Below are 13,495 nucleotides of genomic sequence, written 5' to 3'. Positions count from 1 at the left end.
GGGCTGCCACTAGGATGAGGCATCTGAGCAAGGAGCGAGACATGGAATTCGTAGAGCGACTGAACGCGTTATCCGCCAAAATCCGCCAGCAAAGCGCGGCAATCCAGACGGAAGAGGCCACCAAGATTGCCTTTGTGATGCCCTTCATTAATTCGGTACTGGGCTACGATGTCTTCGATCCCTCGGAAGTTACACCTGAGTACATCTGCGATATTGGGACGAAGAAGGGCGAAAAAATCGATTACGCCATCATGAAGAATGGCGAAATTCAGATTTTGATTGAATGCAAAAAAATCGGGGAACCGTTGCACATCAACCACGCAAGTCAGCTCTTTCGATACTTTCATGTCACTAGCGCCCGAATTTCGATTCTAACCAATGGCCAAGTATACAAGTTTTTTACTGATCTAGACGCTCCCAACAAGATGGATGAGAAACCGTTTCTTGAACTAGATCTGCTAGATCTAGATGAGCACACATTGCCTGAACTACAAAAATTAACTAAGTCTGCATTTGATGTCGATTCGATTATCAGTGCTGCTGGGGAGTTGAAATATGTAGGTCAGATCAAGAAGGAAATGGCTTCTCAGTTCAGTCAGCCTAGTGATGAGTTTGTAAAGTTCTTCGCTGCTCGCGTATATGATGGAATAATTACGCAGAAGGTAAGAGATCAGTTCACGAACTTGACCCGTAAGGCGGCCATTCAGTTTCTAGGGGATCAGGTTAATGGTCGGCTTAAGTCGGCTATGAGTGGAGCAGCAGAACCATCCTACGCTATAACAACATTAGTAAGTAAGACTGTTGAAGAGCCTGAAGAGGATCGTATTCAAACTACACTAGATGAATTGGAAGGTTTTCACATCGTTAAGGCAATCGTCAGGTCGGTCGTTGATGCGAAGCGCATTGTCAATCGAGATACTCAAAGCTATTTTGGCATCTTGCTCGATGACAACAATCGCAAACCAATTTGTCGGCTCCACTTCAATCGTAGTCAGAAGTACCTAGGCATTTTCGATCAAGAGAAAAACGAGACGCGCCATCCTATAGCTTCCGTGGACGACATCTATAGTTTTGCGGAACAGCTAAAAGGTGTTGTCGCGTATTACGAATAATCCGGATCTTGTGAACATTCGTTTGTACTGAGATCGGGTAAGTTCAAAGAAAGTTTAAACTTTCTCTTTTTAGGTGCGGTCGAGAAGTCAACAAGACTAAAGTTGACTTCTTCATATTTTGCATCTGCGGGTGTGCCACCGCCTAGCCTGAAATGAGCCGTCATTGTAGATGTAGAGAATGGAAACATGATGTAGATGTTATTGAATCTCATATCTAGTACGTACATGGCTCCACCTTCGATAACTTGCCGTTGCAAGGTGACGGCCATGATGATGGGTAAACGTTGGTCTGGAATTTGATTGCCTATAAATGCTATTGGCTTGTGTGTCAGAAGTGAAAAATTGTGGCCGCTTCTCAGCCAGTGTAGGGCGTCTGTGAATTCCAGCAAGAACTCATTAGGTAAAAGTGAAATGAGAATTTTCAGAAGGGCTTTGTAAGATTTCAGGGTGTTTACTTCTTTTGAGATAAACTCTAAGGTTTCATTTGTTTTTGGGATGCCTCTAGGGAACGTTATGTTTATAAAAATATCGTCAGCGAATATGGAAACACCGCCAGCGGCATACTCAGTTGGTCGTCCATTCTTGCCTTTAGCTCTATAAAACCATCCAGGCATTAGAAAATTCTTTAGGGATTTTTCGATACCATTCCCAAAAAGCTTATTGCATTCATCGCATTCGTCGAGTGTAAATACCGTCTTGTTTCCTAGGAATTCGGGGATCGAGTGTGACCTGTTTTTGAATTTAGGACTCGATGTAAAGCAAAATCTACAAGAGCCGTTTGAGTTGCCTATGCAGTGCTGGGGCGATACTGAGTAGTCGATTTGATCATGACTAAAAATAGTTTCTATCATTCGATACTATCCAAACTCAATCGATGGTCGGCGTTGAAGAGTAACATGGTTTTTTACGTCATTTGGGGCAGGCAACGCCACAATCATTTATCGAATTGCTAGTTACCTCTAATTTCTCTATAAAACAATTATTGTCGGAGCTTGAGAATACCAGCTGTGATGGCAATCGCATTCGCATCGAGAGTCTGCAATGCGGTGACGGCGTTCTTATGGTCTTCGCTTTAGCCAATAAGGCCATTTCTTCGATGGCAGCGGCAAGGGCGTGCTTGTTGTGAAGTAGCGAGGTCAGCAAGTTAGCTGTGGCGATGTTGGCTTCTGAGTGATCTGGCATAGTTATCGCCCTTGAGTAGGTAGTGCGGGAATCCTAGATCATCTCGCTGCTGACTGGGGCCATTTTTCCAGCTTCGCTGACACCACGGGAATTGCACTGACTTGCCCCGCCATTTTCATCGGACTTGACCAGCAGACTCCGCAATTATGACAGGCAGTGAGCGACCCAAGGCGGACATTGACTAACGTTTGGAATTACCAGCCTGCGGGGCTTCCCGCGCAGGTTCGGTGGATTGATGGGTTAGCTACCATGCTGCGAAAGCGGCACGAACACACCAACATGTTTATCTACGTTGAAGGACACGCCACCGCCTAACTTGTAATCATCAACGTGCGCTTGGAGTTCAGCGGTGTCTGACTCATAGAGGGTGAATCGATACTTTCTACTGAATAGCGCAGTCCCAGGTTCTGCTTCAACAATCAACTCTGCAACATATTCACCCGATTGCCAAACGAACAACTGACCAAACAGCGTCACAAACGGAGCAACCAATTCCGGCTCAGCGATCACTGGATTGCTGTTACCCTCGGCTCTTGCATCGAGTTTGTCACGAATGTCGGCGCGAAGTTTGGATTCTGTCTCGCGGTAAAGCTTTTCCGTCGCTCGGTCGAAAAAGTTGAGAAAGTTCGTACCATGTGCCCATGTGTCACCGGGTTTCAAGGTGAATGGAACAAATAGGACAGAGGACTGCGCGGACGGACTTTCAAAGTAGTTTTGGGCGGGAAGAGTAGTCAGTGGGCGATTGTCCCGCGTTAGCACAATTTGCAGAGAACGAATACGAAGCACTCGACCACCAGTGTTGCGAATACTGACAAACATTCCAACGTTCGGATTACCCACCTTGTGTGTTACTTGAATCCGGCTGTGAACTTCGACTTCAAGCCGGCGAGGGCGAAACCACAAGACTACCGGTGGGAGTTGCGACAGTAAAAGCGCAAGGACAGCGACTGCTGCGGCCCAAAACTGCCAGTCAAGGTACAAAGGTGTTGGGGAGGGTGGCATAGGGAATTCCGCTGGTAGTTAACATTTAGGTTGGGGGCGACGGCACGCCGTCCCGGCAAGTGAAGCGAACGACCTTTATAAGTCATACTCGCCACCTAGTACCAATTTAAAGCTCCTGAGTTGCTCCTTGCAAACCTTGTCTTCAAATGCACTTTGACCAACAATCCTTACCATGCGAGAGCAAATTGCTGAGTACTTTTCAATCCAGTAGCTTTTTTCTAATTCGCCCAACCAATGATTATCTTTTTCGGCGGAAGGAAGTCCGTCCAAAAGACCGATATAATATCTTATAGAATTAGTCATTATAGCTATGTTATGCAGTAATGACAATATTGCCTTACTTGAAGCTTCGGTTACTGCTATTTCGTTGTTGGATAGAGCGTAAATAATGCTCCTAAGTGGGCGACCATAGTACTCATCACCGAAACAAATGTTATTAAATGGCATCTCCAGCTTTTTCTCAAGTTCCACATCTAATCTTGAGAGTGACTCACGAGCTAATAGCAATTTTTGTTGATATGCATTTGAAGCGAAGCTTTTATATATCTGGTATCCTGCTAAAAGCGAGGCTGCAGGAGCTAGAATTCCACCAATATACGAGCCAAAACCACCCCAGTCTTGGTTGTTTGAACTAATACGAATGTTTCCTCCTGTATGCATTGCCAGGAAATATGATATTCCAGCGGCGGCAGATACAGCAATAAAGGCCAGAAGCGCAAATCTGAACTCTCTCAATATTACTCCTCGGCTTATGACTACAATTAGGTAGGCGGCTAAATGTCACGTCCAAACTCGACAGGTATCGCATAAAATTCCTTGTCGTTCCGTAGGCTCTTGTTAATCATCAAGGTGCTCGTGACAAACACGACATGCCTCAAAGAGAAACGCGACATAGGCGACAAGATCCGTTGTCGAGCATTCCTAGCGATAGGCTACCGTTTCGCCAGTAGGGCGTCCACCGCCCGCTGATGGCCGTTCTCTGTCGGTCGTAAGCCGCTTTACTGATCCGCAGATACCCCGAACTTTTCAAGCTCGACACTTGCCTTAGGCGAATATAGGTCGTGAATCTGTGGCCAAAAATATCGCTGGGGAGGTCCGGGGGGCTGGAAAATCCCTGTCGAATGTGGTGCTTGCTTAAACCCCTAGTAACATCGGCGTGTGCTGGGCTACAGCGCTGTCTAAAAATATCGAGTGGGGGTGTATGGCCACCCGGAGAACGTCGCTCAGGCAGCTTTCTAGGAGCTTGCTGGGATGCTTACTCGGTTGGCGTCTGCTGTCCTACGCCTTGGCGTTGAGCGACAGTCCAAGGCGAGCCATGAGGCGGGATACAGTCATTGGCTGGAATGCCTTCCCTTTGGCCGTGGTCACGCCCTTAGCGTTGAGACGCTGTGCAATGGCGGCAAAAGAGATACAGCCATCGTACAAGCACGCCTTGATGTGATGCGCGATTGCATCAGCCCGACTGTCAGCGTTCTGTTTCTTCGCCTCCAGTGCGGCGCTGTTACCTACTGCCCAAGCCTTCGCACGGCCAGCGTCACGGCGAGCGATCTTGCCTTGTGCCTCGGTATCGCCGTTGGCGGCGAGGGTTTTCAACTCGGCCAGGCCATCCTTCGTCCGCTTGCGAATCTTGATTAGCTCTTCCTCAGCCAACAAGGATTTGATGTTACGGACAAGGACACTGCCGTGAACGTCTTCCGCTTCAACGATGGTGTATTTCTTTTGCAGGGTGACGAAGTGGGCATGGTCGCGGGTGAGGCGGTCAACACGGTGTACGACTACCGGGCAATCCAGCCCTTTAGCCAACGCCAGAGCTAGGCGGCACTGTGGTCGCTCCTGCGGGTCGATGGAACCTGACACTCCCTCATCCGTGTATTGGGCGACGATCTGCCAGCCGTGCGTCTCAGCGGCAATCTGGATAGCGGCGAACTGACCAGCTACCGATAGGCACTGATCGTCTGTACTCATCCTTGCGTAAGCCACTATCCGCTTCATGTTCTCGTCTCGATATATGGTGTTGAATTATCGTAACATATTGCTGACGTTCGACAACGAAACGTTACAACTTGTTGTTTGGGGTTATGGGCCTGCTTGCTGGCCTGCCCCAACTCGATGTAGAGCCACTGGTAAGGATCGTGTAGGCCGCTGTGGGTAGCCCGACCCTAGGTCGCGTTCTAGCCGCTCCAGCAATGCCACCCCCGCTGTAGTGGAGGTCTGGCGATTCCTGGTGTTGTACTTAGGCTGGTGTGAGGAAATCTGCCGCTGCTGCGGAAAAACTGCGTGTCGGGGGGACTTCGCTTAACCCGGTAGTAGTTAATGTCCCGGAAATAGGGCCTTTGGCGAGGGCTGCGGGGTATGGGGGCACAGATTGATGCCGGCGAGGCAATAGATATTGTTTAGTTTTTGATCAGATTTTTGGAGGAGTTGTTCGCGGGACCATCCGGCGTTACATCCCCTCAAAAAGAACCGAGATGCTCACGCCCAAGGCATCGGCTAACACCTTGATGGCATTGATCGAAGGGTTGGCACCGCCCGTCTCGATGCGTGACATATACGTCCTGGCGAAGCCGCACCTGTCAGCGAACGCCTCCTGATTCATACCCATAGCAATACGCAGCTCTCGAACTCGATTGCCGAATTGGTGTTGAAGCACTGGGGATGGGGGTGGGCTTGGCATTCCCCATGGTCAAGCGATGTGATCTAATCGTGAACACACTAATCGTGACATTAGGGCGCGGTTTGATCATACCTGCTCCTTCGCTCAGTAGGCTGAGTCCCGGAGCTGGAACACGTTTATGGCATGCTAGGGGCTGATCAATGGCTGATAAAGACGCAACTTGGCACGACACCTCCGACAAGGGGGAATTCGCTCAACTCGACCAAGCCTCTTTACTGAGGTTGGCGGTATTGACTCGTGACAATCCTAAGGCTTCATCAGTGCTGCTCGCGCTTCTGGCAAACGTAGGCGACGAGTATGCTCTGGTGGTTAGCCATGCAACGCTGGCAAAGCTTTGTAAGTGTTCAATCTCTACGGTCAAACGTGCGATTGCAGACCTAGTGGCAGAGCACTGGATAGAGGCAGTGATAATTGGCTCGGGTCGGGCGACATCTCTGGCGTACATTATCAACTCTAGGGTTGATTGGACGGACAAGCGTGAAAAAGTAGAGTACGTACAGTTCAATGCACGGGTGCTTATATCCGGAGAAGATAATCCCAACCTGAAGAACGATCCGCTTAGCCAAATAATGCATTTAGAGTTCGGTGAGACAGTCTTTCCGGCCTGTACCATTGCACAGTAGCATCGACTACCTTACTAATGCGAAATACTTCAGGCGTAGTTTGGGATAGTCTGCGCCACTCCAACCTCCTGATAGGGTTGTTATCTTGTTACTCCCCGTCACATACAATAATGTGGGGCAGGGGAAAATCCCCGCAGCTTTGAACTGATCTGTGCAGGTATGTAGGACTGACAGTCACAGACTATCAACCTCTAAATCTTGATTTTCCAAGATTACCCTCTGCGCCTCGGGCATGCTTAATAACTTTACAGGTACCAAGGGGAGGGTGGGGGGCAAACCCCGCCCCCGCTGTTGATTTTAACTGTGTAAGCGGAAATGGTGCCATGGGTACTGAAACATACCCCTGTGACCATGGTCACCACTAACCTTTCTGCATTGATTAACCGTGGCTTACGCCACAAGATATATCAGTAAGGTTCAAAGCAAGATCAAGAGCGGGGAGGGGTTTTCACCCCGTCTCTCCCCTTGATTATATAGAGTTGTTATCCGTGCCTCAGGCACAAGTGTCGTGCTGTGGCGTCTACGCCACAATGTAACTATGTAGAGTTTGATAATCTCAAAGCTACGCTTTGACATGAGAGCTTCAACCCCCGTGCACTGCACGTCGAGTTTCACTCTCTATTATATCCTGCCGTAATTGCAGAGTAATGACCTATGGGGCATCGATGTAGTCTGTTTCATCCAAGTCAAACTCTTCACCCCAGCCGCTAGGTGCCAGCACCTTGGTCTCCAGTCGCTGTTGCTCATCTGGGTGGTGGTTTAAGTGGCGCTCAATGCAACCGAGCGCTACACGCCCGGCAGCGGCAAGGTATCGGACATACCGTTCGCCAACTGGCTTCAAGTCGTGGTTGCGAAAGGTCGGGTTGCTAGCAATTGCGTCGGTTGAAATCACTGGCATCGTGAGGACCTTCCACACATACCCAGGTTTAATGTTCAACTTTCCGTTACTACTCTCGACGGCGATGTACATGCCAGCCATAACGGCTTGCTCGATCCAATGGGCACGTTCCGCGATTGCAACCTTGATGATCGCGACGTTCGGGTTCACACGAACCTTTGGCTTCGGGCCGCGTTTCGGCTTGGTGCATGTAGTCTCTGGGGGCGTGATGGGCGTGATGGGCGATACTGCGATCGTACTGCCAAAATCCGCGTACACCACGTTGCCGTTTTTTATAGTCGCGAGATGGAGATGCTGGCTCGGGTTGTGGGTTGTTCGTGGAGTGCAGCACGGTTGTTTGATCGGGATCAGGTCTTCAGCGAATGATGCGGTAATGTATTCGCCGTATATTTCCCCAGTTGCCTTATCAATCTGATAGTTCCCTATGTTAGCTGTCCGGCAATAATCAGGGGTACTTCGGTATGTTTCAGTGCCATAGTTAGCTTCGGGGCTCTTAGTTAAGGTGTTTCGGTTCGACATCTTGTTGTCCTTATTGTTTAAGTTTGTTGCATATGCAAACCCTTGGTGTGTTCCGGCTATTGTCGGTTGGAACGCTTGTCCCTTATCGCAGACGCAAGAAAACGCATCTGCTCAGCGGCCTATTGGCTTGAACATGCGAGGTGGTGGTCAGGTAGGGGGGTGTTGCTGGTTCCAGTCTTTACGACTGGTGTACTGATATTAACGCGTGCAGGTTCGTCGTCAATATGAAAATTATGGGCTAACTACCCTGATTATCTACACGAAACGCGGCATGGCCTTCAGGACGGGTAAAAAGGGCCGACACGGTGTGAACTTGCTGGGCCCTGATCACCGGTGGAGGCGTACTGGCGTACCGTCTGGCGCCCGGTGTTATGTGGCAATACGGCTAGTTGTGCTTTTCAGCATAATTTCCGCCTGCAATTCTTCGAGTGGTCCGTTCTGTTTGTAAGATTGGGCGATCAGGGTCAGGGAGATTGCGGCAGTATCATTGGGTGGGCTGGGCCTCGAGGGCGTACATTCTGATGTGTACCAACTCCACGGGCATGTAGTCCCGATGCGGCCCAATATTCGGGATATGTTTACAATTCTATCCGTTGGAGCGCCTCAGCCATGGCGTTCAATGGACTGCGGCTACCATAAATGCTGAAGGTCACTGCACCGTCCTCATGACCCACAATCCGCTTGATCAGCGAATCCTGCACCCCAGCGTCACGCAGGTCGTCGATGAGTGTGTGCCGAAAACTGTGGAACGTTTTTCTGAGGTCGGTGATGCCTTTCTTGGTCTTGTACCGACCAAACCATTTGGACGGTGCGTGGCCGAGTTTCCCCCGTACGGCTTCCAGTTCAGGGAACAGGCGATCTATTCCCGTGTCCCTGACTGATTCAACATGCTCCAGCAGCCCCATGGCTACTAGTGCGGGGTGTACTGGGAGAATGCGTCGGCTGCTGGAATTCTTCAGGTTCTGGCCTTCACGATTGTCATCAATGCGAATGCACCGGATACCCTGATGTTCGATGAGGTCATCCACACGTAGTTGGCACAGTTTTTCCAGTCGTGCCCCGTGGCTCGCCCAAGGAGCGGTAGCCGATGCCGCCATGGGTGTTTGCGTGTTTCTACCTTAAGTGCAGCCAGATCCAGTAGGGTGGCCAGATCTTGTCGATTAAAAGATAGTCGTGCCTCCTTGGCTGATCCGTCATTACCTTGAGGCCGACCAGCGGATTGTCCGGAACGTGTCCTTCCTACTTGCACCAGTTCTGGAATGCGGAGACCTTGCCTAAGCGATTGTTCACGTTAACGGCGATGACCGTCTTGAAAGTATCCCCTAGGCGTGGGTTCAGGTAGTAAAGCCTTCCGCAGCAGCTCCATGTGTGGCACGAACGCGTTACGGCAAAGCGTGTCATTGCAGGCTTCTCCCGAACTCGAGACTGAATTTAGGCAATGATCTTTCGTACAGGAGCGTTCGAGGTCATTGTAGAGGCGGTAGTAATTGGCGGAGATGATTGTGACCTTTGCGCCAGTTTGGTAGTGTGATGACACGATGCTGGCGTCCAAAGGGCGTCAGAGAAATTAACAGAAAGCTCTGAAGGAAGGTAGTTGGCTAAATGGAGATAAGTCAGATTTCATGGGGTGATGATAGTGCGGAAAAAGATACCCATCTTCTAAAGTATTTTGTATCGTCCGACTCATTTCGTCGCCTCGCTGAACGAACTAAAAGCATTGTAATTGGCCGCAAAGGGGCTGGTAAAAGTGCACTGCTTACGAAACTTAGCCAAGTATTTGAAGGTGAAGGTTCGCACGTCATTCGGCTTGCTCCGAAATACAACTCTATTCGAACTATATTGAATGATGTCGACCTGGCTAACGGGTTTGGTCAAGAGATTTTCTTCCAGCACACATGGTTGCGTCAAATTTACTTAGATGTGCTATGTAGTATTGGTCATGAGAGTAAGGGTGGCTTGTCCAGTGGAAGCATGGAATTTGCTAGGTCTGTAGCAGTCCAGCAAAACAGGACATCCAAGGATCTGGTCGAGAACATTGCTGATATCCTGGGTCGAGTAAAAGTCAAGGTTGGGGAGCTTGGCGAATTCGGACTGCAGTTGGAAAACGAACTAAGAAGTGTTGCAGAGGTCGATTCACTAGAGCACCATGTACTGCAACTTTTGCAGGAGGGAATTAAGGTTGTGGTTATGGTCGATGATCTCGACCTGGGATGGGATAATTCTTCGACAGCCAATAATATGTTACTCGGCCTACTTTCTGCGGTGAGTTACATTGGTGCATTGAGCGATGGATTGCACCCGGTGGTTTTTTTACGTGAGGATGTTTACTCTATTCTCCTGGGCAAGACTCAACATTCGGACAAGTATCGTAATGTAGAACGATTGCGTTGGAGCCAGGATGCTCTGGTAGAAATGCTAGAGGCTCGAATAAATTTCAACCGAGAACAAGACGGATTGCGAGCAGAGGACGACGTATTTTATAGTGTTTTCCCTCGTCAAGTTGGCACGACTAATAGCAATAATTGGCTCATCGAACGGACACTCTCCCGTCCTCGAGAACTGATTCAGTTGGCACGCTATTATACCGAAGCAGTAGACGGTGATTTACCCTCTGATCAAGCTCTTAAAAGCTCTGAAAATGATTATTCGAATTGGAAGTTGGAAGATCTTTGTGCCGAATATTCCAATCAGTATCCGGAGATGAATACCGTTTTCTCGTACTGGAAAACAAAATTCTTTCGGCAAAAATACCATTTGAAATACGTAGAGGTTGAAGAAATACTTCTAAGCATCTTAAGTGATGCCGCCATAAATAGGGAGTGGTTCAATAAGCTCGCTAATGATGTAGATGTTAGTGGTTTTTTAAAGATCTTGTATGAAGTTGGTTTTGTCGGTGATTTTGTACTCGGTGGCTCAGGGGGCAGCAAGACGTATTACTCCTACGAGGGACGTCATGAGCCTTTGTTCGACGAGGTACAAATTCACCCATGTTTCAGGAAGGCTGTGAATACGGTCGAGCGGATACGTACGCGTGAGGCGCTACAGGCCCAATGATGCAGTCTGCTTTTGAATAGTTGAGCGGTGCGAGCCGCCCTTAGGGTTTATAAGACTCAAGGAGCAACATCGATGTTCGACCATTGGATCTAGCAAAACCTCAGTACGCGGTTTTGTGGATATTCTCAGCCAGCCATGTACTTTCCTCCTTAGAAAGTACGTGTGTCCACTACTGGCTCACATAGAGCTATTCAAACGGGCAGCGTTGATATTAGGAGTTTGCACCGTATATGCCGCCAGTCTACGTAGGGCGTTAACTGGCGGACCTGTCAGTTAAAGGATCAGTCAATAAGGTTAAGAACGTCCCTGACGTTAAGATGTGAGTATCGCGCTACCGAGCGTGTATCCCTGTGTCCTGACACGATCATTATCTGGGCATTGTTGAAACCTTTCTTGGCAACGTTGGTGATTCTGGTGTGCCTGAGCTGGTGCAGTCGAACACTACTGTCTAAACCTGCTTTCACTCTTGCCAGTCGCACAGACTGCGATACCGCGTGTGGCGTAACTGTGAATACCTGACCGCCTGGGTGTCCTGCTACAGCGGCCCACAGTTGAGCGAGCTGAAGTATTTCCACGGCTCGGTGGGTGAGGGGTACGGACCTTGTACCGTTCTTGCCGTCGATCACGTCGGCAATCCGATCCTTGAGGTGCAGGCAGTCTTTTGTTAGCTTCAGGATTTCAGATCGCCGCATGGCCGTCTCATAAGCCAGTTCGACTATCAGTCTCATGGTTGGAGAAAGCCTTGCCAGCAGTCGCTCAAGTTCGCTCGCACGGATGACCTTGTCGGAAGACTTGTCGGGTTTGGGCAAGGCGATATCACTAACCGGATTGTGGATGTCGATCAGTAGGCCACGTTTGGCGAATCTGTAGAACCGGGACATGAACGCAAGCTGCGTCCTGCACGTGGACGGCTTCACAGTCTTCAACCGCATAATCTTGAAGTCGTTGATCATCTGCGGCGTGATCTCGTGAATCGGCTGGGGGAAGTGCCTGCCCAGATGCTCCACGATCTTAAGTGCGTGATCGTAACTGCCCTTGCCCTTAAGCATGGCCTCGCAGTAGGTCATGCCCAGCGTATATATAGTGTGATGCTTGCGATCCACAGTCACGGCTTCGATCTGGTTTGCCCAGGACTCTGCTTCGCCCTTCGTAGTGAAAGTTTTCGACTGGGGGATTTACCCTTTACCCGTACCTGGGCGTTCCAGTTGCCGGACGGTAGTAAGCGGAAATTAGCCATTGTTGACGCCTCACGATGTGAATGGGCGTTCTGTGAAACCTATGAGCACCGGGGCTTGCAGCTTGCTCAAGCAGACCTTGACATGGTGGGGGTCGTTGGTTCGAGTCCAATCGCGCCTACCAAACAAAATCCGCTCTGCTGGGCGGTCTAGAAGGGCTCACCGAAAGGTGGGCCCTTTTTTGTTGTCTGGGGTTTGCAAAACTCTTGCAAATCCCACCTCAGAACGCCAGCTCAGAGTGTGGGTTGCCGATGGTAGCGCACACGGCCTTGAACCGACCGCGGGCAACTGGCTGAAAAGATGCGGTGCGACCAGTCGACCCGACTGCACCTGACGAGAGGGCGGGAGCTACATGGACGAGCTAAGCGTTTTCAAGAATCCCCACTGGGCGGTGACTCATCGCAGAGATGCCCGTTACGACGGCTACTTGATCATTTCATCTGAAGAGACGGCATCAGGGCTCAGCGGTTTGAGTCATGCAGCCCTGGCGTCTTTAGGTTCGGTAATGAAAGCGGTCGAGCTTCTACTGACCAAAGCGTACGCACCCTACAAAGTAGTGTTCTACAAGCTAGGGTTCTCACCGGGTTTCAACGTCCACTTTCATGTCGCTCCAGTCTCGCAAGCGTTGCTGGCAGAGATATCAAATTACCCCGGGTATTCCGACAACCCTGACGGTAATGACGCCATTGTTTTTCTTAGTCGGGAATACTGCGAACGGTCACTGAGCGCTGACGAAATAGAAAAGCAGCTTTCGGCAGTTTGTCTGCTTAAAGGGCTTTTTGACCAAGACCCAACAGGGTCAGAATAATCTTAAGGCCCGCGATAGGTGGCCCAGTTTACCGAATCTGCGATTTTCATCCCCTCAACTTGATTCAACTGGGTGAATGAATCTGTCATCTTGAACAGCTGGCATAGCTGGCATAGCTGGCATAGCTGGCGCTGCGGTCACCGCCCTCTGGAGCGGGCGACTGGCGATCAGGCGGCGAGGCAACCACATCCTCAAAACGTCTAAGTTCATGGAACATCCCGCACCTTTGAAGGAGCAACTCATGTCCAAATCTCGCTCATTGATTGCCGTTAACCTGTTTTGCACTGGTCTGCGGCCCGGCGACTACGTGGGCCGACCCTGGTAATGGGAAAGGTCAGGGAAAGGGGCAAGGAAATTCGCCAAACGGCCAGGTCCATGGGAACCAGCA

10 protein-coding genes and 3 pseudogenes are annotated in these 13,495 nt (G+C 49.9%); 4 read left to right on the top strand and 9 right to left on the bottom strand.

Features of this window, described 5'->3' with window-relative positions; all coding sequences use genetic code 11:
• The first annotated feature begins 41 nt into the window (after positions 1–41).
• A complete protein-coding gene (locus tag JFT80_RS04585) occupies positions 42–1,112 on the top strand; it encodes a type I restriction endonuclease (RefSeq protein WP_201147075.1) in 1,071 nt (356 codons plus the stop codon).
• Here JFT80_RS04585 and JFT80_RS04580 read toward each other — a convergent pair.
• The 6 genes and pseudogenes from JFT80_RS04580 to JFT80_RS04560 all read right to left on the bottom strand — a co-directional run bounded on the left by JFT80_RS04580 (position 1,103) and on the right by JFT80_RS04560 (position 5,970).
• Positions 1,103–1,726: a hypothetical protein gene (locus tag JFT80_RS04580; protein WP_201147074.1), complete on the bottom strand. Its 624-nt coding sequence runs from the start codon at positions 1,724–1,726 to the stop codon at positions 1,103–1,105. The two genes, JFT80_RS04585 and JFT80_RS04580, sit on opposite strands and share 10 nt — an antisense overlap.
• A 365-nt stretch (positions 1,727–2,091) precedes the next feature.
• Positions 2,092–2,294: pseudogene (locus JFT80_RS23825) on the bottom strand (hypothetical protein).
• A 240-nt stretch (positions 2,295–2,534) separates the two neighbouring features.
• Positions 2,535–3,296 (bottom strand): hypothetical protein, encoded by a 762-nt coding sequence (locus tag JFT80_RS04575; RefSeq protein WP_201147073.1) that lies wholly within the window; start codon positions 3,294–3,296, stop codon positions 2,535–2,537.
• Positions 3,297–3,371: 75 nt separating this feature from the next.
• The gene (locus JFT80_RS04570) at positions 3,372–4,031 is read right to left on the bottom strand and encodes a hypothetical protein (protein ID WP_201147072.1); all 660 of its coding nucleotides are present in this window, start codon (positions 4,029–4,031) and stop codon (positions 3,372–3,374) included.
• A gap of 543 nt (positions 4,032–4,574) precedes the next feature.
• Positions 4,575–5,288 carry a recombinase family protein gene (locus JFT80_RS04565; protein WP_201147071.1) on the bottom strand — a complete coding sequence of 238 codons (714 nt, stop codon included), beginning with the start codon at positions 5,286–5,288 and terminating at the stop codon, positions 4,575–4,577.
• 451 nt (positions 5,289–5,739) lie between these two features.
• Positions 5,740–5,970: a helix-turn-helix domain-containing protein gene (locus JFT80_RS04560; RefSeq protein WP_201147070.1), complete on the bottom strand. Its 231-nt coding sequence runs from the start codon at positions 5,968–5,970 to the stop codon at positions 5,740–5,742.
• 140 nt (positions 5,971–6,110) lie between these two features.
• On the opposite strand from JFT80_RS04560, the gene JFT80_RS04555 reads away from it, so the two are divergent.
• A complete protein-coding gene (locus JFT80_RS04555) occupies positions 6,111–6,593 on the top strand; it encodes a hypothetical protein (protein WP_201147069.1) in 483 nt (160 codons plus the stop codon).
• A gap of 652 nt (positions 6,594–7,245) precedes the next feature.
• On the opposite strand, the gene JFT80_RS04550 is transcribed toward JFT80_RS04555, so the two are convergent.
• On the bottom strand, positions 7,246–8,010 hold the full coding sequence (locus JFT80_RS04550; RefSeq protein ID WP_201147068.1) for a hypothetical protein: 765 nt from the start codon (positions 8,008–8,010) through the stop codon (positions 7,246–7,248).
• A gap of 578 nt (positions 8,011–8,588) precedes the next feature.
• Positions 8,589–9,333: pseudogene (locus JFT80_RS04545) on the bottom strand (site-specific integrase); the annotation flags it as partial.
• 279 nt (positions 9,334–9,612) lie between these two features.
• On the opposite strand from JFT80_RS04545, the gene JFT80_RS04540 reads away from it, so the two are divergent.
• Positions 9,613–11,064 (top strand): P-loop ATPase, Sll1717 family, encoded by a 1,452-nt coding sequence (locus JFT80_RS04540; protein ID WP_201147067.1) that lies wholly within the window; start codon positions 9,613–9,615, stop codon positions 11,062–11,064.
• 281 nt (positions 11,065–11,345) lie between these two features.
• Here JFT80_RS04540 and JFT80_RS25050 read toward each other — a convergent pair.
• Positions 11,346–12,301, bottom strand: a pseudogene (locus tag JFT80_RS25050) (tyrosine-type recombinase/integrase).
• A gap of 350 nt (positions 12,302–12,651) precedes the next feature.
• On the opposite strand from JFT80_RS25050, the gene JFT80_RS04530 reads away from it, so the two are divergent.
• Entirely contained in the window at positions 12,652–13,107 is a 456-nt protein-coding gene (locus JFT80_RS04530) for a hypothetical protein (protein ID WP_201147066.1), read from the top strand.
• Positions 13,108–13,495: the final 388 nt, after the last annotated feature.

This window comes from Pseudomonas sp. TH10, from assembly GCF_016651255.1.
GTDB lineage: Bacteria > Pseudomonadota > Gammaproteobacteria > Pseudomonadales > Pseudomonadaceae > Aquipseudomonas.
This window is presented reverse-complemented; position numbering and strand designations above follow the sequence as displayed.

Coding starts and splice junctions, on each gene's coding strand:
- JFT80_RS04585 (WP_201147075.1), top strand. CDS start 42: ATGGAATTCGTAGAGCGACTGAACGCGTTATCCGCCAAAATCCGCCAG.
- JFT80_RS04580 (WP_201147074.1), bottom strand. CDS start 1,726: ATGCCTGGATGGTTTTATAGAGCTAAAGGCAAGAATGGACGACCAACT.
- JFT80_RS04575 (WP_201147073.1), bottom strand. CDS start 3,296: ATGCCACCCTCCCCAACACCTTTGTACCTTGACTGGCAGTTTTGGGCC.
- JFT80_RS04565 (WP_201147071.1), bottom strand. CDS start 5,288: ATGAAGCGGATAGTGGCTTACGCAAGGATGAGTACAGACGATCAGTGC.
- JFT80_RS04560 (WP_201147070.1), bottom strand. CDS start 5,970: ATGCCAAGCCCACCCCCATCCCCAGTGCTTCAACACCAATTCGGCAAT.
- JFT80_RS04555 (WP_201147069.1), top strand. CDS start 6,111: ATGGCTGATAAAGACGCAACTTGGCACGACACCTCCGACAAGGGGGAA.
- JFT80_RS04550 (WP_201147068.1), bottom strand. CDS start 8,010: ATGTCGAACCGAAACACCTTAACTAAGAGCCCCGAAGCTAACTATGGC.
- JFT80_RS04540 (WP_201147067.1), top strand. CDS start 9,613: ATGGAGATAAGTCAGATTTCATGGGGTGATGATAGTGCGGAAAAAGAT.
- JFT80_RS04530 (WP_201147066.1), top strand. CDS start 12,652: ATGGACGAGCTAAGCGTTTTCAAGAATCCCCACTGGGCGGTGACTCAT.